Source organism: Pseudomonas sp. GW458-11-26-14-LB4 (genome assembly GCF_059423925.1).
In genome coordinates, this window is the sequence record NZ_JBWKYU010000003.1 from 95,249 (window position 1) to 116,211 (window position 20,963).

Annotated in this window: 21 protein-coding genes; 6 read left to right on the forward strand and 15 right to left on the reverse strand. The window is 59.1% G+C overall.

The window, feature by feature from the left end; genetic code table 11:
- Nucleotides 1-40 precede the first annotated feature (40 nt).
- Together AC07XZ_RS05520 and AC07XZ_RS05525 are read right to left on the reverse strand one after the other, a co-directional pair.
- Nucleotides 41-1,330 carry an NHL repeat-containing protein gene (locus tag AC07XZ_RS05520; protein WP_102686236.1) on the reverse strand — a complete coding sequence of 430 codons (1,290 nt, stop codon included), beginning with the start codon at nt 1,328-1,330 and terminating at the stop codon, nt 41-43.
- 285 nt (nt 1,331-1,615) lie between these two features.
- Nucleotides 1,616-1,882, reverse strand: a complete 267-nt coding sequence (locus tag AC07XZ_RS05525) for a hypothetical protein (RefSeq protein ID WP_085745783.1) — start codon at nt 1,880-1,882, stop codon at nt 1,616-1,618.
- Between the two features lie 345 nt (nt 1,883-2,227).
- Here AC07XZ_RS05525 and AC07XZ_RS05530 point away from each other — a divergent pair, with 345 nt between their 5' ends.
- On the forward strand, nt 2,228-3,553 hold the full coding sequence (locus AC07XZ_RS05530) for a sigma-54 dependent transcriptional regulator (protein ID WP_007957480.1): 1,326 nt from the start codon (nt 2,228-2,230) through the stop codon (nt 3,551-3,553).
- A gap of 82 nt (nt 3,554-3,635) precedes the next feature.
- Here AC07XZ_RS05530 and fapF read toward each other — a convergent pair whose 3' ends face one another.
- From fapF to AC07XZ_RS05575, 9 genes are all read right to left on the reverse strand, one after another.
- Nucleotides 3,636-4,940, reverse strand: coding sequence for a fibril amyloid transporter FapF (gene fapF, locus AC07XZ_RS05535; protein WP_102686235.1), 1,305 nt, complete (start codon nt 4,938-4,940; stop codon nt 3,636-3,638).
- A 45-nt stretch (nt 4,941-4,985) separates the two neighbouring features.
- Nucleotides 4,986-5,732 (reverse strand): fibril amyloid subunit FapE, encoded by a 747-nt coding sequence (gene fapE / locus AC07XZ_RS05540; protein ID WP_085745781.1) that lies wholly within the window; start codon nt 5,730-5,732, stop codon nt 4,986-4,988.
- 43 nt (nt 5,733-5,775) lie between these two features.
- Nucleotides 5,776-6,456 (reverse strand): fibril amyloid maturation endopeptidase FapD, encoded by a 681-nt coding sequence (gene fapD / locus AC07XZ_RS05545; protein ID WP_007957477.1) that lies wholly within the window; start codon nt 6,454-6,456, stop codon nt 5,776-5,778.
- Between the two features lie 62 nt (nt 6,457-6,518).
- Nucleotides 6,519-7,508 (reverse strand): amyloid-like fimbrin subunit FapC, encoded by a 990-nt coding sequence (gene fapC, locus AC07XZ_RS05550; protein WP_011334011.1) that lies wholly within the window; start codon nt 7,506-7,508, stop codon nt 6,519-6,521.
- 71 nt (nt 7,509-7,579) lie between these two features.
- Nucleotides 7,580-8,149 carry a fibril amyloid subunit FapB gene (gene fapB, locus AC07XZ_RS05555; protein WP_102686234.1) on the reverse strand — a complete coding sequence of 190 codons (570 nt, stop codon included), beginning with the start codon at nt 8,147-8,149 and terminating at the stop codon, nt 7,580-7,582.
- Nucleotides 8,150-8,599, reverse strand: a complete 450-nt coding sequence (gene fapA / locus AC07XZ_RS05560; protein WP_085745779.1) for a functional amyloid chaperone FapA — start codon at nt 8,597-8,599, stop codon at nt 8,150-8,152. It abuts the gene before it with no gap.
- Between the two features lie 357 nt (nt 8,600-8,956).
- Entirely contained in the window at nt 8,957-9,481 is a 525-nt protein-coding gene (locus AC07XZ_RS05565; RefSeq protein ID WP_085745778.1) for an AAA family ATPase, read from the reverse strand.
- The gene (gene pnuC, locus AC07XZ_RS05570; protein ID WP_085745777.1) at nt 9,478-10,041 is read right to left on the reverse strand and encodes a nicotinamide riboside transporter PnuC; all 564 of its coding nucleotides are present in this window, start codon (nt 10,039-10,041) and stop codon (nt 9,478-9,480) included. The genes AC07XZ_RS05565 and pnuC overlap by 4 nt, the downstream gene beginning before the upstream one ends.
- 82 nt (nt 10,042-10,123) lie before the next feature.
- A complete protein-coding gene (locus AC07XZ_RS05575) occupies nt 10,124-11,758 on the reverse strand; it encodes a methyl-accepting chemotaxis protein (RefSeq protein ID WP_102686233.1) in 1,635 nt (544 codons plus the stop codon).
- Nucleotides 11,759-12,061: 303 nt separating this feature from the next.
- Between AC07XZ_RS05575 and AC07XZ_RS05580 the strand changes: the two genes are divergently transcribed.
- Together AC07XZ_RS05580 and AC07XZ_RS05585 are read left to right on the forward strand one after the other, a co-directional pair.
- A complete protein-coding gene (locus AC07XZ_RS05580) occupies nt 12,062-12,892 on the forward strand; it encodes an undecaprenyl-diphosphate phosphatase (protein ID WP_085745775.1) in 831 nt (276 codons plus the stop codon).
- On the forward strand, nt 12,889-13,317 hold the full coding sequence (locus tag AC07XZ_RS05585; RefSeq protein WP_085745774.1) for a DUF1294 domain-containing protein: 429 nt from the start codon (nt 12,889-12,891) through the stop codon (nt 13,315-13,317). The genes AC07XZ_RS05580 and AC07XZ_RS05585 overlap by 4 nt, the downstream gene beginning before the upstream one ends.
- On the opposite strand, the gene AC07XZ_RS05590 is transcribed toward AC07XZ_RS05585, so the two are convergent.
- Both AC07XZ_RS05590 and AC07XZ_RS05595 read right to left on the reverse strand, forming a co-directional pair.
- Entirely contained in the window at nt 13,314-13,673 is a 360-nt protein-coding gene (locus tag AC07XZ_RS05590) for an MmcQ/YjbR family DNA-binding protein (RefSeq protein ID WP_102686232.1), read from the reverse strand. The two genes, AC07XZ_RS05585 and AC07XZ_RS05590, sit on opposite strands and share 4 nt — an antisense overlap.
- Nucleotides 13,670-14,578: a LysR substrate-binding domain-containing protein gene (locus tag AC07XZ_RS05595; RefSeq protein WP_102686231.1), complete on the reverse strand. Its 909-nt coding sequence runs from the start codon at nt 14,576-14,578 to the stop codon at nt 13,670-13,672. The genes AC07XZ_RS05590 and AC07XZ_RS05595 overlap by 4 nt, the downstream gene beginning before the upstream one ends.
- A gap of 127 nt (nt 14,579-14,705) precedes the next feature.
- On the opposite strand from AC07XZ_RS05595, the gene AC07XZ_RS05600 reads away from it, so the two are divergent.
- Together AC07XZ_RS05600 and AC07XZ_RS05605 are read left to right on the forward strand one after the other, a co-directional pair.
- The gene (locus tag AC07XZ_RS05600; protein WP_102686230.1) at nt 14,706-15,317 is read left to right on the forward strand and encodes an FMN-dependent NADH-azoreductase; all 612 of its coding nucleotides are present in this window, start codon (nt 14,706-14,708) and stop codon (nt 15,315-15,317) included.
- A gap of 235 nt (nt 15,318-15,552) precedes the next feature.
- On the forward strand, nt 15,553-16,590 hold the full coding sequence (locus tag AC07XZ_RS05605; protein ID WP_085745770.1) for an alpha/beta hydrolase family protein: 1,038 nt from the start codon (nt 15,553-15,555) through the stop codon (nt 16,588-16,590).
- Nucleotides 16,591-16,594: 4 nt separating this feature from the next.
- Here the strand turns inward: AC07XZ_RS05605 and AC07XZ_RS05610 are convergent, their stop codons facing one another.
- A complete protein-coding gene (locus AC07XZ_RS05610) occupies nt 16,595-17,782 on the reverse strand; it encodes an MFS transporter (RefSeq protein ID WP_085745769.1) in 1,188 nt (395 codons plus the stop codon).
- A gap of 289 nt (nt 17,783-18,071) precedes the next feature.
- Nucleotides 18,072-19,658 (reverse strand): ABC-F family ATPase, encoded by a 1,587-nt coding sequence (locus AC07XZ_RS05615; RefSeq protein ID WP_045121838.1) that lies wholly within the window; start codon nt 19,656-19,658, stop codon nt 18,072-18,074.
- Nucleotides 19,659-20,050: 392 nt separating this feature from the next.
- Between AC07XZ_RS05615 and lpxO the strand changes: the two genes are divergently transcribed.
- Complete coding sequence (gene lpxO / locus AC07XZ_RS05620; protein WP_102686287.1) at nt 20,051-20,950, forward strand: lipid A hydroxylase LpxO; 900 nt, start codon at nt 20,051-20,053, stop codon at nt 20,948-20,950.
- Nucleotides 20,951-20,963 lie beyond the last annotated feature (13 nt).

The following is a 20,963-nucleotide window of genomic DNA, read 5'->3' on the forward strand; positions in this document are numbered from 1 at the left end:
CCGTAAGCGATGGGCAAGATCAAGTGTGGGAAGGTTCGCATCAGTGATTCAGATAACGTGCGACCACTGCACGGTGGTTGCCATCCAGCGTATAACCGCCCACCAGAATTTCGCCATTCGTTTGAATCGCCATTGAAGTAGCGGTATCGAGGCTGCGCCCCAGCCGCGTACGCAACCAGCCATTACCGGAACCGAAGCTTCGATCAAGGCTGCCGTTGGCCAGATAGCGGGCGACGATAAAGTCAGCTTCAACCCCGCCGATCGTCGCGCCGACCGCGATGATGCGCTCGTCCGGCATCACTTGTGCCGCGCTCCACTGACATCCGCTTGGGCCGACTTCCAGCAGGTGTGGCTGACCACCGTTGCAGTGCAGGTCGGGGCGACCGTTGCCGTGAACAGACTGCGCCATGCATCGGATCGGATCGCGACTGCTGCCAAAACAATGCAGATGCTCTGCCGATTCGATGACCTGATTGACCAGCGCACTGCGCCCGTGGACTTTGAAGGCCAGAAAACCGTCTACTGCGAAGCGTTCGTCGAGTTGCCCGTCCGGCAGATAGCGGGCGAGCAGGCCTTCCTGTGGGAAATCGATGGAGCCGGCCACCACGATTCTTCCGTCTTCTTGCAACAGCAGGCCGCCGAGCCAGGTATTGAGCAGCAAGTGGCGAACCATGACGAATCCGCGACCGTTGAAGGAGGGATCCAGGCGGCCGTCGGGTTTGAGGCGAATCAGTATGCCGACGTGATCGGCCAGTTCGAAGTGATGGTTGGCGATCAGCAGGATATGCCCGTTGGGCTGCACCGCGAAATCACAGGCTTCGGCGCCCGGAACGCCCGGCGGGAGCCAGGCATCTCGGGTGCCCATGGACAGGTCGCCGGGTAGGCGGACAATTTTCCGGCCGTTGTCACCAAAATCCGGGTCAGGGCGGCCCTGGGCATCGAACAGAGCCAAGGCGGGCAGGGAGCGATGTTCCGATTCGTAGTGCAGACCCGCCAGCAGAATCCGCCCGTCTGGCAAGACCTGCACCTTGCTGCCGGTGGCTTCGAAACCGGCAGCGAACCGGCCGATCACGCTGCCTTGAAAACCGAACTCCAGATCCGCCGAGCCGTCTTCGAGCAGGCGGGCCAGACCGAAACGGCTGCCTTGAGCGGTGCCCACCTTGGCGGCGACCAGAATCCGACCTTGCCCATCGAGCGCCACGCTCTGAGTCAGGCTGGACGTACTGCCGGAGAAGTAGACCTGCGCCACACCGTTGCTGGAAAAGGCCTTGTCGAGTTGTCCGGCGTTATTCGCAAGCGTCGGCAGCGCTATGGCGATCTGGGATGACATGCATGCTTCTCCTTGCGAGTCGACCGATTTCCGGGAGGCGGAACGGGTAACTGCATGAGCGGAACATTCAATCCCTGAATACGCGCAAGTACAACTGACAGAACTAACAGGTGGAGGGTCGCACTGTGCCAGAACAGTGTCTTTTTGAACCAGTCGCAAGCCTGCCAAGCATTCAGGCGCGAAAGTATTGAGGAAAGTTGTACAAAGAGACTGAAGTTGGAAAAAGATTCGCAACTTACAGAAGAGGGCGGATGACTTGATCGTCATCCGCATTGCCCGCAAATATCAGTGTGGCATCGACCACGATTGCAGCGCGTAACCTTCTTCGCTCAGTTCGGCGCGGGCTTGTTGCAGCAGGTATTCAAGTTGCGCCGGATCGGAGTAGGCGCTGCTTGGAATCTGAGTACGACCGATGTGAGAGTTGGTGCGGTCGATGACGGTCAGGCTCAGTTCGCCATTGCCGTCTTGTGGTGCCCAGGCGACGCATTGAAAAGGTTTAAATGCGCGGTTGGCAATCAAAAGAGCTTCGTTGATACGGAGCGGGGCGGTCATGGGGTCTTCTCTCTATTAGTGCCCAATCAAGTGATGTGCCGTCGGTTGGGCTTACCGTTCGGCGAGTTACTTGTACTGATGCACGCAACCCGCTGGCGGGTCACACAGAATCTGAAGAAATTTCGACTTTCTTTCATACACTCAATATTCAGACAGGTTTTGAAAGCCTGGCGAAAGAATCAAGTCGATAGCTAACTAATAAACCGGTTTCTTATAACTGCTTCACTTGTACATCTATAAGCAATCGATACAAGACGCCGTCAAATTCTTGCTAATGTAACAGTCAGGTTTGCCAAATGACTGTTTTTACGATCATTTCCTAAAATTTGGCGCCAAGGAACAGTCATGAGCGAAGCGCCTGCATTAAGACGTTTATTGGTCGTCGACCCGTGCGACGACTGTCACCGATTGCTCCCTGGTTTACGTGCCGTGGGTTGGGACGTCGACAGTTGTAGCCTGGAAAATGCCGCCGATCGAAGCTGCGATGTCGGCCTGTTGCGGTTACAGCCTTTTCACCTGGAACGCCCCGAAGCCGTCAAAGAGCTGATCAGCCGCAGCGGCACCGAATGGATCGCCGTGCTGAATCAGGAAGTGCTGCGCTTGCAGAACGTCGGCGATTTCGTCTGCGAATGGTTTTTCGATTTCCATACCTTGCCGTTCGACGTGTCACGGGTGCAGGTCACCCTTGGCCGCGCGTTCGGCATGGCGCGCCTGCGCGGTCAGGGCACGATTCACGTGGATCAGCCGGAACATGAGCTGCTCGGCGACAGCAAACCGATCCGTGAGCTACGCAAGTTGCTGAGCAAACTGGCGCCCACCGAGTCACCAGTGCTTATTCGTGGCGAAAGCGGGACGGGTAAAGAATTGGTCGCCCGCACCCTGCACCGACAGTCGCAACGCCACAGCAAACCGTTTGTGGCGATCAACTGCGGAGCGATTCCCGAACACTTGATCCAGTCCGAGCTGTTCGGCCACGAGAAAGGCGCGTTCACCGGTGCGCATCAACGCAAGGTCGGGCGTATTGAAGCAGCCAATGGCGGCACCTTGTTTCTCGATGAAATCGGCGATCTGCCGCTGGAACTGCAAGCCAATCTGTTGCGCTTTCTGCAGGAAAAACACATTGAACGGGTGGGCGGCAGTCAGCCGATACCGGTGGATGTGCGGGTGCTGGCGGCGACTCACGTCGATCTCGAAGCTGCCATCGAGAAGAAACGCTTTCGTGAAGACTTGTACTACCGGCTCAATGTGCTGCAAGTAGTCACCGCGCCGTTACGCGAACGCCACGGCGACCTGTCGATGCTGGCCAACCATTTTTCCCATTTCTACAGTCACGAAACCGGCCGTCGTCCGCGCAGCTTCAGTGAAGATGCGCTGATTGCCATGGGCAAGCACGACTGGCCGGGCAATGTCCGCGAGCTGGCCAACCGCGTACGCCGCGGTCTGGTACTGGCCGAAGGACGGCAGATCGAGGCCCGAGACCTGGGGCTGATCAGCCAACAGTCGATCGCTGCACCGATGGGCACGCTTGAAGACTACAAGACCCGCGCCGAACGCCAGGCGTTGTGCGACGTATTGAACCGGCACAGTGACAATCTCAGTGTGGCGGCCAAAGTGCTGGGGGTTTCCCGGCCGACCTTCTACCGTTTGCTGCACAAGCACCAGATCCGCTAGGGCGCGGTGCTTCCTGAAGACAGGAAGCTGAAAAGGCCCGCTGCGATGCAAGTCGCAGGGGGCCTTTTCATGATGTTGCTGTTTAAAAGTAGTACGGGAATTTCAGGCTGAAGGAGAAGTCCGGGGCATCGTCCGTCATGCCGATGGACAGGTTGGGCACGATGGTCAGGTTGTCGGTGGCCGCAATGGTCATGCCGACGTTGAAGTAACCGGCGTTGGCGTCGCTGGACACCACCGATTCCCAATCCCCGCCATCCTGTTTCAGCTTGCTCTTGCGTTGCACCAGGTCAGAGACGGAGAACGACATACTCATCTTCTCGTTCAGAGCGAAGGCAACACCCGCGCCAATCTGGAAGCTGTCGCCGATGCGTACCTTGCCCGGGTTTTTCTGGTTGACGGTCGAGCTGATGTCGTCGAACGATTCCTCGAAGTTATGGGTGTAGGACAGGCTGCCAAACAGCACGGCCGGGTCAAACGTCTTGACCAGCGAGATGCCCGGGGTGATCGACCAGACGCCGTTGCCGGTGGGCAGGGTGTCAGGCACGAACAGGTTCGAGTTGGCATCGGTCTGGCGCAGCTTGATCCCGAACGGGTCCTTGCCCGTAGGCGCCTTGACCCGCAAGGAAACCACGGCGTCCGGGGTATTGACCGACTCGTCCAGGAACTTGTACGCAATGCCGAAGTTGACGTCGCCGATAGTCGGATCGCGGCTTACGTCCTGTTCGGTGGTGACGTTTGAGGCGCCGCCGTTGCCGCCGCCGGACTGATAGGTCGATTCACGGTAGACCACCGGCACGTTCAGGTCGAACTGCCAGCGGTTGTCAAAGTTGTAGCGTCCCGTCAGGTCGAGGGTCCAGGTGTCGGCCTTGATCCGGTCGAGGTTGATGTTGCCGAGGAAAATCGAGTCCAGGGCGAGGAAACCGTTGAGAATCAGCTGGCGGGTGTCGTAGCGTGAATAGGTCACGCCGGTTTCAAAGCTGAACTTGCCGCCGCCAAAAAAGCCGCTGGCTTCGTCGTACAGGTTGGACACACTCTGTGCCGGTTGCGAATCGTCGGCCAGCGACTGGCCATAGGACGCGCCACTGCCCCCGGCGGCGCCCCGCGACGCTGCTGCAGCCCCGGTCCCTGCGGCCACCCGGTTGCCTTTCATGTCCGAAGGCGATTTGGCCAGGCGTTTAGGAGGTGGGGAGGCGGGTTGTTCTTCGACCTGGCGGACCCGTTGTTCGAGTACCGCCAGGGCTTTTTGTTGTACTTCGTATCGTTGTTTCAGCTCCAGAAGTTCCTGTTTCAGGGCTTCTACATCTGCGTCGGGTGCCGCTTGCAACATCGCCGCGGGTAGAAGAGTACTCAAACATACAGCGGCACGCAGTGATACTGATCGATACATGAATAAGCCGTCCCTTTAAGCCCAATGATCGAGACTCAGCGTAGTTCAATATCCGATGTTGCGTAGTGCCCTGAGTTGAGTCAGGTTGCAGTCCAGTGCGCCGGCACTCATGCCGTTATTGTTAAGGACAACGTTGAGTTGTGTCAGGTTGTTGACTACGTTCGCGTTACCCAGCAAACGGGTGTTTTGCAGCAGTCCGCCCTGGGCGACCTGTTGCAAGGCTGTACCCTGATTGCCGGAGGCCTGAATGGCCATTTGCACTCCGCCATTTGTGGCTGAAACCGCGACGCTGCCAGCGCCGTTGCTGCCGGAAATGGTCTGGCCGGCCATCAAGGCCTGGCCCTGGGCAGGCATCAGTGCAGGTGCCTGACTGGCTTCTTTGACGTTGATCGCAACGTTGTTGTAGGCGGCGTTGCCGTCGCCAGCGGCGCGCACACTCTGCGTCACGCCCTGGCTGGAGTTGAGTCCCGCGCCACCCACGACCGAGCCAGTCCCCAGTTCCGGGGTACTGCCATTGCCGTGTTCCTTGATGGTCGAGACGTAGAATTCGGGTTTTACCGAAGCTGCCTGCAATTGCATCGTGGCCGAGGCCCCGATCAGATCTCCACTGGCGTTGCGCCAGGTACTGCTCATGACGACACCGAAGCTGATGATTCGGCCCGGCATGACATAGCGACCGCGTAGCTCAGCGAGCTCCTGGTCCTTGATTTCGATGGGTTTGAATCCTGCATTGGCATAGCCTGACGCGCTCGCTGCCAGGCAGGCGGCGGCCAGCCAGTATGAGGTTTTCATCTGCTGCTCCCGGGACATCCAGCCCCACTCTTGTAATCGGCGATTAAAAGAAGTCGCTCTGTATGAACCCGAAGTCCATCAATTCAGCATCTTTGACCGGGTTGAAGGCATCCAGCTTGTTTTTGGCCGTCACCGGTACCGGAGGGCTGCGCAAGGCATTGGCCTTGTCATATCCGGGGCCGACGATGGCAAAGACAATGCCGTTCCAACCTTTGACAAAGTCATCATGGGAGTAGCGTTTGTGTCCTAAAACCGGGTCTCCGATGTAAACCCAATCCTTGTCCGCCCGCTGCATCACCACGAAATGCTTGTAGCCGCGAATTTCCATCAGTACCACCACCGGGATCGTGACTGCGTCGAGTTTTTCCGGCGGAATCTTGTAGCCCCTGGCGCGCATGCCGATGCTTTCTATGTAGCGTTTCATGTCCAGCATGGAAAAACCCTGAGTACGAACAAGGTCCTGGTCAGCGTTGACCAGCATGCCTTTGATGATGTGCTCCTCATCGACGTCGAGCCAATAAGCCTGGCGCAATACCGTGGCCAGTGCGGCGGCGCCGCAGCTGAAGTCGGTTTTCTGTTCGACGATGTCGGCAAACTTGCGCTCACGAATGCTTTGCACGTTCTTGTAGACGAGTGTGCCGCCAGGCAGGGCGGCAACGGGCATCTGGGCAGCCTGGGTCAGGCCGCAGAAGCAAAGCAGAGCGAGGAGGGCAGTCTTACGCATGATCGATACGCCTTTGGGACTGAGGAAAAGCCCCGTTTCCGGGGCTTTCGTTTCGATCGCGATTACATGCAGGCTTTGCAACCTGCGGCGATGGACAGCGAGTTGCTTTGTTGGTTGCCAACACCAGCGGCGTTGTTGTAACCAGCGTTACCCGAGAAGTTGTTACCAACATTGGAGATGGAAGCGTTGTTGGTCACAGGGTTTTTCCAGCCATCAGGGGTCATCACTTGTTGAGTGGTCACACCTGCCAGGCCAAAGACGCCCACTGCTTCGAATTTGGCTTTTTGATCTTTGTCGCCGCCATGGCCTCTATCGTTATTGCCATATCCGCCATGACCGTGATCGTCGTCTTCGATTTTTGCAGTGCCCTTCGCGTAGAACGCGCCAGCCCCGGCGAAAGTGCCGGTGAGGGTATCTTTTTTGTAGGTTTGAGTGCCATTGTTGGCCACAGTCAGGCCAGTGGAGCTTTGGTTCGCAGCAGCAGCGGCGTTAGCTACACGACCACCCGATACAGCAATTGCCAGGTTGTTTTTCTGTTGGTTGAAGTTGCCGGCACTGTTGTTCACGCCAATGTTGCCGGAACCGCCGTTACCCACGTTGTTGAGGTTGGCGTTGTTGGTGGTGGAGTAGTTGGCAACAGCGTTGTTGTTGTTGACCTGAGTTGCGCTGGAAACAGACACCGCAGAGCCGAAGATGAAACTTTCGTCGGCAGTGGCCAGAGCGGCGGCGTTGTCTTGCTGGTTGCCATCGCCGGCGGTGTTGTTCATGCCAACGTTGCCGTTGGTGCCATTGGCCGAGTTGTTGACGTTGGCATCATTCTTGGTGCCTTGGTTGCCAACCAGGTTGCCATCGCTGTTTTGAGTGTCGAGCACTGCCGCCCCGGCGCCAGCGCCGATTTGCAGCAGTTGTTCCAGGGTTGGGCCTTTTGGTTCATGGTTGCCATGCCCGTTACCATGCCCGTGATTATCATCACGACCGCCTGCCTGTGCTGCGATTGCCATCACTGCTGCGAGTGCGAAAACCAGTGGTTTGAGGGCCATTGTAGGTTTCATGGTGTTTCTCCGTCGTGCTTATTAGTTGGTTAAGTGTTGGTACTTTCTAATTGCACTGCTTCTTGTTTGGGTCAGTCAGCGACCCGGATGCTCAGGGTGTTAGCCATTCGGTTCCCCACCCCGGCACTCTGGTTCACCTGGATTACCCCGCGACTGCCGGTGAAGGCCTGATCACTTGTCGTGACCTGGCGACTGCCGGGGGTACCAGTTGCTCCTGAGCTCGGTAACAACGCCACGTTCTGTTGAGAAAGGGCGCTATCGTCAACGCTCTGCGGGGCAGCACTGATGCTGACGCGCGTCACGTTGGCCATCTGGTTATTGGCCCCGGCGCCCTGGTTCACGCCCAGGATCCCGTTGCCATTGCTAAAAGAGTTGCCGCCAATGTTGGCGCTGGCATTGCCAGTGCGGTCGGCGGGCGTATTGATGTGCTGAATGACACTCGTGGTAGCGCTGGCACTGGTGCCGATGGCGATCGCTTTGGTGTTGGTTTGTTGCATCTGGTCGCCGGCCGCCTGGTTGACGTTGTAGTTCCCGCGGTACTGGATGCCGGTTTCCTGAATGTTCGCGTTGTTCACGGAACTCGGGTCAGCCATTGCGCTGGTGCAGCCGAGGAGGGCGAGCAGGAGCAGGGAGCGATTCATTTATTGGCCTCCAGCCATGCGAGTCAGAGGGGCAAGACCGGAGCTCATGGCACGGTTGACGGTATTGGAGATCGAGCCGCCGGCACCGCCGCCGTGACCGCCTCCCATACCAGGCAAGCCATTCGGATTGGTCACAGTGTTCATGCCGGGGATGTTCGAAGTCGGGGTGGTGATACTTCCGCGAATCGAGGATCCGCTGGCTACACTGGCAAATTCACCGTCGTTGAGTTCGGTGCTGGTCATTGCTTGACCAATGCGGCCCGAAGGATTGGCATTGACGGTGGTGGGGTACGGGTCTTTGCCGCCGCTGCGGCCGATCGGGATCGGCTGGACGTCACGATTGAGCACGATCACGCCATTGCCTTCGGCCTGAACGTTGAAACTGAGAAACGGGCTGGCGGCTGATCCGATCAGCAGAAGGCAGGTAAAGGCTTTTTTGATATTCCCCACGGCGGCAATTCCTTCTTCAGTGGGCTGGGCCTGGTCAGCGTTGTGAAGGAGAGAGCGAAAGCTGTGCCGCTTTTGAAATGTCTTTGAATTTCAATATGTTGGGTTTGACGAGCGCAGGTCTGGTACAAAAGCTGTTTCATCGTTGAAACAAGTCATTGCCTTCGCAACCTCACAAAGTCATTGCAAAGCTCTGGAACAAGGGTTTGCAGGGCTGTGTTTCAACCGCGTAACAAGTCGCATGACAAAGGGATGAAGGGTGCTGAGACGGGCACTTTGAACCCGAAGGAGTGTTTCAGGAACGGACACTTTGGCCCCAAAGCAGGGGGATACCACGGGGCAAACGCCCCGAAAACCGGGTCAGTCCGCGAGCAGGGCGCGAACCGCGTCGAAGGCTTGCTGCTGGCGTTCGAGCCAGTTGCCCTGAATGATCTGCAAGGGTTGGTGATGGATTTCCAGCCAGGTCCGGGTGGCCTGATAGAACGCGAGCCGTTCACTGAAATCGGGCTGGCAGCGCTGACCATCGTCCGTCCACTCGATCTGCTCGGGGGAGAGCAGCAGGTGCAAGTCGTAATGACGGGCCAGCAATTCGGTTTCCAGCCAGGGCGGGCAGTCGCCGAACAGGGTCTGGCTCCACAGAATGTTGCTCAACAGATGGGTATCGAGAATCAGCAATTGCGGCTGCTGCGTGCGTGCCGCGTCTTCCCATTGCAACTGGCCGCGCGCGATCTCGGGGATATCGGCCAGGCAAGTATCCCGCTGGTTCTGCTCGATGAACCAGCGCACATACTCGTCCACCCGCAAACCGCCGAACTGCTGTTGGATTCCAGCCGCCAGCCAGCTCTTGCCCGTGGATTCGGGGCCGGTCAGAACGATTACTTTCATCGTTGCAACGCCGGATCGGCACGCCATTCGCGCCAGCCTTGCACCGCGATCAGGGTGAACAGGGCATACAGCGCCGCCGTGAGGTACAGCCCTTTATAGAGGAACAGCCCGACGAAGATCACATCCAGCACGAACCACAGCGCCCAGCATTGCAGGCGCTTGTGGGCCATCCAGAATTGCGCGACCAGGCTGAAACCGGTCAGCGCCGCGTCGAGCCACGGTTGCGCAGCGTCAGTCCAGTGGGCCATGGCCGCGCCCAGCAACAGACTGCCCACTGCCCCGATCACCAGCCCCTGCACAATCGAGCGATTGTCGAGCCGGCTGACTTCGCGCCCGTCATGCATCGTTCCGGCCCGCGTCCACTGCCACCAGCCATAAATTTGCAGCCCGGCATAAACCACCTGAAGCAGCATGTCCGAATACAGCTTCACCTCGAAGAACACCCAAGTGTAGAGCGACACCATGACCAGCCCGATCGGCCAGCACCACGGGTTCTGTTTGACCGTGAGCCACACGGCGATCACGCCGAGAGCGGCGGCAAACAGTTCAAGCCCGGACATGCAGAATCCTTGGGGGGAATAAAAGAGGGAGCGGATTGTACCGAAAAACAGGTGGGAAACGAGTTCCCACCTGCAAGGGCTATCAGACGCGGAACTGGCGCAGCAGCCCGTTCAGTTGTTCGCTGAGCTGGCCGAGTTTCACACTCGCCACGCTCGACTGCTCGGCCGCCAGCGCGGTGCTGTGGGACAAGCCCGCTGCCTGGGTAACGTTCTGATTGATGTCTTCGACCACGTGCGCCTGTTGCAGCGTTGCGCTGGCAATCGAGGCGTTCAGGCCATTGAGGTTGCGCAGGGCCTGGCCGATGGCATTCAGGCTCGCACTGGCCAGGCCGGCCTGTTCTATAGTCAGTTGCGAAGCCTTGCTGCTGTCGCCGATCACCTTCACGGCGGCTTCGGAGTGGTTTTGCAGGCGTTCGATCATCGTCTGGATTTCCGCCGTGGACTTCTGCGTGCGTTGCGCCAGCAAACGCACTTCGTCGGCCACCACCGCAAAACCGCGACCCTGTTCGCCGGCGCGAGCCGCTTCAATCGCGGCGTTGAGGGCCAGCAGGTTGGTCTGCTCGGCGATCGAGCGGATCACCTCCAGCACGCTGCCGATCTGCGTGCTTTCAGTCGCCAGCGTGCGAATGACTTCGACGGCCTGATCGATGGTGCCGGAGAGCTTGTCGATCTGCTGCAGGCTGCCATCGATGTTGATCTGGCCTTGCTGGGCCTGCGCCTCGGCATCACGCATTTCGCTGGCGGCGTGTTCGGCATTCTTCGCCACGTCCTGTACGCCGTAGGTCACTTCGTTGACGGCAGTAGCCACCAGTTCCATCTGCTGCGACTGCTGTTGGCTGCGTTGCTGGGCCTGCGCTGCATCATTGCCCAATTCGCTGGACGACTGGCCTAATGCGCTGGCGGACACCTGCAAGTCACCGATCACCCGGCGCAACTTGGCGGTGAAGGCATTGAAGTGATGGGCCAGTTGAGTGACTTCGTCCTGGCCGTGGGTGTCGAGGCTGCGAGTCAGATCGCTTTCGCCGCTGGCAATGTTGGCCATGGCGTTCACGGTTTCCTGCAACGGGCGGACGATGCTGCGCGCGATCAGGATCACCAGCAGCGCCATGATCACCGCGATGACCAGCCCGACCACCGACGCCTTGATCACCTGCCCCTGAAACTCGGCCTGCACGTCGTCGACGTACACGCCCGAACCGATGACCCAGCCCCACGGCTCGAACAGTTTCACGTAGGAGGTCTTGGCCACCGGTTCACTGGCGCCGGGTTTAGGCCAGCGATAATCGACCATGCCGGCGCCCTTGGCCTTGGCGATGGCGACCATTTCGTTGAACACCGCAAAACCGTCCGGATCCCGTATCGCCGAGAGGTTCTGGCCTTCAAGCTTTGGGTTGGTCGGGTGCATGACCATCACGGGCGTGAGGTCGTTGATCCAGAAGTAGTCGTTCTGGTCATAACGCAGGCCGCGGATCGCGGTCAGCGCCTGTTTCTGCGCCACGTCGCGGGTCAGGGTGCCTGCCGCTTCGAGGCCTTGGTAGTAGGTCAGCAAACCGCTGGCGGTCTGCACCACATGCTGGGTTTTCTGGGCCTTGGCGTGATACAGGTCATCGTGGATCTGCTTGAGCATCAACACGCCCAACGTCAGGAGCATGACCACCGCCACAATCAAGATGAGCCACAAGCGTCGGCTGATCGACACACTGCGCAAGCTGTTCATAACGCTGTCACTCCGGATTCTTTTTCTTGTAATAAACCACCGCCAGCATCCAACCACGTTTCGGTGACCGGGCATACGCGACCCAAGTCGTAGAACGCGGCAGCGCGATTACGACTTGTCTGTTAGGATTTCGGCCCCGCGCGTGAAAACCTGAATCCAAATTGATTTTTCACGGAATTTTGACTGTTTCGTGTGGATCCTGCGCGTGCGGAATCGGTACAGCTACAACCAGCTACGCTGAACGAAGTGAACGTAAAAAATACTATCGGAGCATGCCGCTGCGCATCGCTCTCTGGGGGATTGATGGATCTTTGGACGGCCTTGCAGGCACTAATTCTTGGAGTTGTAGAGGGGCTGACGGAGTTTTTGCCCATTTCCAGTACCGGACACCAGATCATTGTTGCCGACTTGCTCGATTTCGGAGGCGAGCGGGCCATGGCGTTCAACATCATCATTCAGCTCGGCGCGATTCTCGCGGTGGTCTGGGAGTTTCGACGCAAGATTCTCGACGTGGTCATCGGCTTGCCGACCCAGCCGAGTGCGCGGCGCTTCACGGTCAACCTGCTGATCGCTTTCATGCCCGCCGTGGTGTTGGGGGTGATCTTCGCCGACTTGATTCATCACTACCTGTTCAACCCGATCACCGTTGCCGCCGCGCTGGTGGTGGGCGGGATCGTGATGCTGTGGGCCGAACAGCGTCAGCATGAAGTCCATGCCGAAACGGTCGACGAGATTCGCTGGACGGATGCACTGAAGATTGGCTTCGCCCAGTGCCTGGCAATGATCCCCGGCACCTCGCGCTCTGGCTCGACCATCATCGGCGGCCTGCTGTTCGGCCTGTCGCGCAAGACCGCCACCGAGTTTTCGTTCTTCCTGGCGATGCCCACCATGGTCGGTGCGGCGGTGTACTCGGGCTACAAGTATCGCGACCTGTTCGTACCGGCAGATTTTCCGGTGTTCGCCATCGGTTTTGTCACGGCCTTCATCTTCGCCATGATCGCCGTGCGCGGTTTGCTCAAGTTTATTGGCAGCCACAGCTACGCGGCGTTCGCCTGGTATCGGATCGTCTTCGGTCTGGTGATTCTGGCGACCTGGCAGTTCGGCTGGGTCGACTGGACGGCCGCCCAGCCATGAGTGATTCCCGCGCACGTCGCCCGGAACGCGGACCTTCCGGTGGCAATGTTCAGCATCTGAAATTGAAGCTGGTGGTGCTGCTGATCGTCTGCGCCTTGCCGTTGTCCGGCTCGCTGTCGATGTGGCTGCGCGGGATTTCCCTGGTACCGCTGACGGCTTACGGGCTGGTCAGCGTGCTGGCGTTTTTCCTGTACTGGGCGGACAAGCGCAAGGCCCGCGCCGACGCCTGGCGTACGCCGGAGAACATCCTGCACGCCGTGGAACTGGCCGGCGGCTGGCCTGGCGCGTTGATCGCCCAGCAGGTCTTCCGGCACAAGACGCGCAAGGTGTCGTTTCAGGTGCTGTTCTGGATGATCGTGGCGTTGCACCAGATGTTCTGGATCGATCAGTTGTTCCTCGGTTCCAACCTGCTGGCGCTGTTCTAGAGCAACAGCCCGACCTGCACGCGCTTGGGCAGCTTGCTCACCACCAGTTGATGAGAACGCTGCAGCAACCCTTGCAGTTCCTCGGCGCCCAGCGGGTAGGGCGGGTGCATGATGATCCATTGCGCCCGGGCCAGATACGGCGCCGGGTGAATGCCCGGCCGGTCGCAATGACCGAGAAACAGGTCCTTGTCGACCTTGAATGCCAGCGAATCACCGCGCAATCCCTGCAAGGCGAACATCTTGTTGCCGGCAATCGAAAACACCCGCACGCCACCCCATTTGTAGTCTTCCCGGGCGCCGGGCAGGGCCATGCAGAACTCTGCGACGTCCTTCTCGCTCATCTTTCCTTGTTTCATAACAGCCGTTCTCCACAGGCATTGAACGATTCGACCAGATGATCGATCCACGCGCGCACCGCCGGCATCACCCCGCGCCGATGCGGATACACCGCTTGCAGCCAGCCGCCAGGCAGTGACCAGTCCGGCAACAATTGCACCAGCGTGCCGTTATTCAACTCGGCTTCGCAATACATCATCGGCAACAGGGTGAAACCCTGGCCGGCCAGCACACACGCCTTGCGCACGATGAAATCGTCGATCCCCAGCCGGGCTTCCAGCGCCAGATCGCAACTCTTGCCGTGCTGATCGAGCAGGCGCACATGCACCATGCGGTCGGCCTCCAAAGCGCCTAACACCGGCAAGTTCTTCAAGTCTTGCGGATGATTGATTTCCACGCCTTGTATAAAGGAAGGGCTAGCCACCACCACCATTTGCGCTTGCCGCAGGCGGCGGGTCACCAGCATCGGTTCTTCATCGCCGTGTTCGCGCACGCGCAGGGCCACGTCGATGCCTTCGGTAATCAGGTCGACCCGGCGATTGATCAGGGTGACTTCCAGCTGCACCTGAGGGTATTTGCCAAGGAAATTGCTGATCACCACTGGCAGCATTTCATGGGCCAGCCCGGTAGGGCTTGAAACGCGCAGGCGTCCGCGAGGCTCGCTGGACATGCTGGCGACCGTCTCGTCGGCCATTTCCGCTTCCAGCAGCATTGCTTGACAGTGACGCAGATAGCGTTCGCCGACCGCCGTCAGCTTCAATTGGCGAGTGGTGCGTTGCAGCAAGCGTGCGCCGAGGCGTTCTTCCAGCTCGGCGATGCGCCGTGAAAGGCGTGACTTGGGAATGCCCAGTAAGCGGCCGGCGGCGGCGAATCCGCCAGCCTCGACCACTTTGGCGAAATAGTAGAGATCGTTGAGGTCTTGCATGGGGAAATCCGACTGTTCTATCAGTGGGACAAACTATCGCATTGTTGCCGTCTAATCAGCTATTGGTTTCGTCGGTAGGATTGTCTCCATTCCGTCGCCACCGGCGATTCATTCCAGGAGATTCCACATGAAACTGCTGCACATCGATTCGAGCATTCTGGGCGACAACTCCGCTTCCCGTCAGCTGAGCAGTCAAGTGACTCAAGCCTGGCAAGCCGCCGAGCCAAGCGCTGTCGTGACCTACCGCGACCTGGCCGCCGACGCCATCAGCCACTTCTCGTCGACCACTCTGGTTGCCGCCGGCACCACCGCTGAACTGCGCAACGCCGCACAACAGCACGAAGCCGAACTGAGCGCCACCACCCTGGCCGAATTCATCGCCGCCGACGCCATCGTCGTCGCTGCACCGATGTACAACTTCACCGTGCCGACCCAGCTCAAAGCCTGGATCGACCGCATTGCCGTTGCCGGCCAGACCTTCCGCTACACCGAAGCCGGCCCTGAAGGCCTGTGCGGTGGCAAGAAAGTGGTGATCGTGTCCACCGCTGGCGGCATCCACGCAGGTCAGGCTTCGGGCGTGGCGCACGAAGACTACCTGAAGCTGGTGTTCGGCTTCCTCGGCATCACCGACATCGAAGTCGTGCGTGCTGAAGGCCTGGCCTATGGCGAAGAAGTGCGCAACAGCGCCATGAGCGCTGCTCAGGCGAAAATCAGCGAGCAACTGTTCGCCGCCGCGTAAGGCTTGCGTAAAGAACAGCTCCTGTTCAGGCAAACCCAAAAAAACTCTGTATTCTGGATCCGCAAGGGCCAGATACGGAGTTTTTTGTTTCTGACTGTTACATAATCTGGCCCGGGTTATGCAGTCTGATGATCAACGTCTGAGTGCAACGCCGCGCCGGATCACCGAACCTCGGAATTTCGGGCGTCGAACACAACGGATCTTTCGATTGAGTAACAACAGGGTGGGGCATCCCATGATGCGTCTTTGTGCAGCGTTACTGATTTGCCTGCTCGGCAGCCTGAATTCAGTGCACGCTGCGCCCGGGCAGCACCCACGCTGGAGCGTCGGCTATCACGAGATGACGTTCCTCGACCCGCTCGACCTGCAACCGATGCGTGCCATCGCGTTCTATCCCTCCAGCGATCGCGAACACATGAGCCTGCTCGAAGGCTATTCGGTCGAGGCCGGCGAAGACACTAAAGTCGCCATCGGCCGCTTCCCGATGCTGATGCTGTCCCACGGCAACACCGGCACGCCCTTGGCGCTGCACGACCTGGCCACGTCACTGGCACGCAAGGGCTTTGTGGTGGTGGCGGTGATTCACCCCGGCGACAACTCCAAGGATCACAGCCGCCTCGGTACGCTGAGCAACCTTTACGGCCGGCCGATCCAGATTTCCGAAGCCATTACCGCCACGTTGGGCGACCGCATGCTCGCGCCGTACGTGAATGCTGATCAGGTTGGCGTCATTGGTTATTCGGCAGGCGGCGAGACCGCGTTGATTCTGTCCGGCGCACAGCCTGATCTGGATCGTCTGCGCCGTTACTGCCAGGAACGCCCGGACGACCGCGACGCCTGCAACACCCAGGGTGAGTTGATTGTCGATCGCGACGATCTGCAACCGGTGGCCGATCCACGCGTGCATGCATTGCTGCTGATGGCGCCGCTGAGCCTCAAGTTTGGTCGTCACACCCTCGCCGATGTGCACGTGCCGGTGCTGCTCTACAGCGGTGACGGCGACAAACTGGTGGCCTTCGACAAAAACGCCGCCGCCCTGGCGCGCAAGCTGCCGACCGCGCCCGACTTCAAATTGCTGGCCGGGGCAGGGCACTTTGTGTTCATGGCGCCGTGCACCGAAGAGCAGATCCTCGCCATGCCGGCGCTGTGCACCGATGCCGATGGCGTGGATCGCGAAGACATCCATCGCAACCTGATTTCCGAGGCCGGGCGGTTCTTCTCCCACGCTCTGGGCAGGCCGACCCGCGCGGGGATGCAGACGGCGGATCAGTAAAGGCTCAGGCCATTGCCCGACGCTTGAGCCATAACGTCAGCGCCAGTCCGGTGACGGACAGCAGTGCAGCGATCAGGAAAATCCACGAATACCCCAGATTCAACGCCACCGCGCCCATCAACGGGCCGGCAATCGCCAGTGCGAGATCGAAAAACACCGCATAGGCACTCAGCCCGGCACCACGGCTGGAGTTGGGTACCTGCTTGATCGCTTCAACGCCCAGCGCTGGATACACCAGCGACAGACCGAATCCGGCCAGGCCTGCGCCGATCAAGGCGTACGCGGTCGAGGGTGCGAGCCACAGCAGCAACAGTCCGACGGTCTCGATGGCCATGCAGGCGATGGCGGACGCAAAACCGCCAAAACGTGCGATGGCTGAAATGAACAGCAGTCGCGACAGGATGAAGCACACACCGAATACCGTCAGGCAGTACGCCGCGCCGGTCCAGCCGCGATTGAGGTAATACAGGGTGATGAAGGTGGTCAGGGTGCCGTAACCGATCGAAGCCAGGCTCAGACTGGCGCCGAACGGTGCAATGCGTCCGAATACATTCCAGAACGGCAGGCGTTCGCCGCGCACCACCGGCACCGAAGGCTTGTTGCGGATCAGCAACAGGGCGCCAGCGGCCAATACCGAGAGCGCGATCCCGAGGCTGGTAAAGCCGTAGTCGGCCACCATCAGCACACCCAACGGCGCGCCGATGGCGATGGCGCCATAAGAGGCGATGCCGTTCCAGCCGATGGAACGGGCGGTATGTTCCGCCCCTACCTGACCCATGCACCAACTGATGGTGCCGACGCCGATCAATCCTTGCGCGATACCGAGCAGCAAGCGCCCGGCGATCAGGATGATCAGGCTCGTCAGCGGGAAGTCCTGCAGCAACGTAGAGACAAGCGTCAACAAGCCGCTGAGTACGATCCCCGACAAGCCGTAAACAATCGCCCGTTTGGTCCCGACGGTATCCGACATGCGCCCGGCCATGGGCCGACTGAGCAGAGTGGCCAGGTATTGCGAACCGATCACCAGCCCCGCGATCACGGCACTGAAACCCAGTTGTTCGTGCACGTAACCGGGCAGCACCGCAATCGGCAGGCCGATGCAGAGGAAGGCAATAAAGGTATAGAAAACGATGGAGACGATCTGCAGGGTGATCGCCATGGAGCTTTGCGGTGGCTGTTGCTGCGCAGACATGAGAACTCGTTCGCGGGCGGCGGTGGGAGAGTCCGCATCATGGCGTGGCGCTGAAATAAAAGAAAGCAGGCTAACGATCGATTCCACGCACCACGCACCCACGGCCTCATGTTGATCGTTCCCACGCTCCGCGTGGGAATGCAGCCCGGGACGCTCTGCGTCCCATTCGAGAGCTGGAACACGGAGCCTCCCTTGAGGCATTCCCACGCAGAGCGTGGGAACGATCAGCAATGAGCAAAAAAAAGCCCTGTCACAAGGACAGGGCTTTCTGTTTACCGCTCGATTCGACTCAGAACACTACGCCTTGGCTGCGCAGGTAATCGTCGTAGGTGCCGCTGAAGTCGGTCACGCCGTTCGGGCTCAGCTCGATGATGCGGGTGGCCAGGGACGATACGAACTCACGGTCGTGGCTGACGAAGATCAGCGTGCCCGGGTAGTTTTCCAGCGCCAGGTTCAGCGCCTCGATCGATTCCATGTCCAGGTGGTTGGTCGGTTCGTCCATTACCAGTACGTTCGGCTTTTGCAGGATCAGCTTGCCGAACAGCATGCGACCTTGCTCACCACCGGAAATCACCTTCACCGACTTGAGGATCTCGTCGTTGGAGAACAGCATGCGACCGAGGGTGCCACGGATCACTTGCTCGCCCTGAGTCCACTGACCCATCCAGTCGAACAGGCTGACGTCGTCTTCGAAGTCGTGGGCGTGGTCCTGAGCGTAGTAGCCCAGCTCCGCGCTTTCAGTCCACTTCACCGTGCCTGCGTCCGGGGTCAGTTCGCCCATCAGCGTGCGCAGCAGGGTGGTCTTGCCGATGCCGTTCGGGCCGATGATCGCCACGCGCTCGCCGGCTTCAACGGTGAAGCTGAAGTTCTTGAACAGGGTCTTGCCGTCGAAGCCCTTGGACATCTGCTCGATGGTCACGGCCTGGCGGTGCAGCTTCTTGGTCTGTTCGAAACGGATGAACGGGCTCACGCGGCTCGATGGCTTGACTTCGGCCAGCTGGATCTTGTCGATCTGCTTGGCACGGGAAGTGGCCTGCTTGGCTTTCGAGGCGTTGGCCGAGAAGCGGCTGACGAACGTTTGCAGTTCGGCGATCTGGGCTTTCTTCTTGGCGTTGTCCGACAGCAGTTGCTCGCGGGACTGGGTCGCCGCGGTCATGTACTCGTCGTAGTTGCCCGGGAACAGACGCAGCTCGCCGTAGTCCAGGTCGGCCATGTGGGTGCAGACGCTGTTCAGGAAGTGACGGTCGTGGGAAATGATGATCATGGTGCTGTTACGCGCCGTCAAAATCGTTTCCAGCCAGCGGATGGTGTTGATGTCCAGGTGGTTGGTCGGTTCGTCGAGCAGCAGCACTTCCGGATCGGAGAACAGTGCCTGGGCCAACAGAACACGCAGCTTCCAGCCCGGAGCCACTTCGGTCATCGGGCCGAAATGCTGTTCCAGCGGAATACCCAGACCCAGCAGCAGTTCACCGGCGCGGGATTCGGCGGTGTAGCCGTCCATCTCGGCGAACTCGGTTTCCAGCTCGGCCACGGCCATGCCGTCTTCTTCGCTCATTTCCGGCAGCGAGTAGATGCGGTCACGCTCGGCCTTGACCTTCCACAGCTCCTCGTGACCCATGATCACGGTGTCGATCACGGTGAATTCTTCGTAGGCGAACTGATCCTGGCGCAATTTACCCAGGCGAATGTTCGGCTCCAGCATGACCTGGCCACCGGACGGCTCGAGGTCGCCGCCGAGGATTTTCATGAAGGTCGACTTGCCGCAACCGTTGGCGCCGATCAGGCCGTAGCGGTTGCCGCCGTTGAATTTGACCGAAACGTTTTCAAACAGCGGCTTGGCGCCGAACTGCATGGTGATGTTAGCTGTAGAAATCAAAGGTTTTTCCTGCGAAGCGTGCTGAGTAGCGAGGGTGCAGCCGGAGCGCTTGGCCCGAGTCGAAGTGCGCTGAGGCGGGACAATCCCGTCATCAACCAAGGGGGGCGCGTAAAGTTTGGCGGCGATTGTACTGGTCTGGCTCTTTAAACGATAGGGCGGTGACATCCCGATTGCCGTTTGGCGCGATCGCGGGACAGTTTTTCACAGACGAGTGTTCACTATTGGTTACAAACTGTGGCTAAAATGCCATCCATTCACCCAATGCCTTGTCCGGCATGGGCTCAAGGATGCGCCACCGGGACGTTTTTTTTGATTTCAGACCACTGCCACAGACCTTGGGCCACAGCCCTGAAGGCGCGCAGTTTGCTCACTTCTGACGTGTGACGATTTCCGTGAAACTCATCATTGCCGCTGTATATGTCATTTCCATTGCATACGTTCATCTGCGTGGTCGCGTGCGCCACAAGCTCGGTCGACAACTTAGCGATCACTCTTCGTTTCTGGCACCGATCAACTGCTTCCTTTATCTGTTCTCGAAAAAGCCCAACACGCCGTATCTCGATCCGAAGGATTTTCCCGACCTGACTCCGTTACAGACCCACTGGGAAGAAATCCGCGAGGAAGGCCGCAATCTGCTGCGCGCCGGCGAGATCAAGCGCTCGAATCAGTACGACGACGTCGGTTTCAACTCGTTCTTCAAGACCGGCTGGAAGCGTTTCTACCTGAAATGGTACGGCGACAGCCACCCGTCGGCACTGCAACTGTGCCCACGTACTACCGAACTGGTGCAGAGCATCGGCTCGATCAAGGCTGCGATGTTTGCAGAATTGCCGCCGGGCTCGAAACTGGTGCGTCACCGCGATCCTTACGCCGGTTCCTACCGTTATCACCTGGGTCTGGAAACGCCGAACGACGCCGGTTGCTACATCAATGTCGATGGCGAGAACTATCACTGGCGTGATGGCGAAGCGGTGATGTTCGATGAGACCTTCATTCATTACGCAGAAAACACCACCAACCAGAATCGCATCATTCTGTTTTGTGACGTCGAACGTCCGATGAAGTATCGCTGGGCAGCGGCGTTCAACGGCTGGTTCAGCCGTACCGTGATGTCGGCGGCCGGTGCACCGAACGACGCGGGTGACCGCACCGGTGGCATCAACCGATTGTTTACCAAAATCTACAAGATTCGACTGCGCGGCAAAGAGCTGAAGAAGCGCAATCGCAAGCTCTATTACATGGAAAAGTGGGCGATCTTCGGCGGACTGCTGGCGATCTTTATTCTGATCTGACGCATCGGGCGAC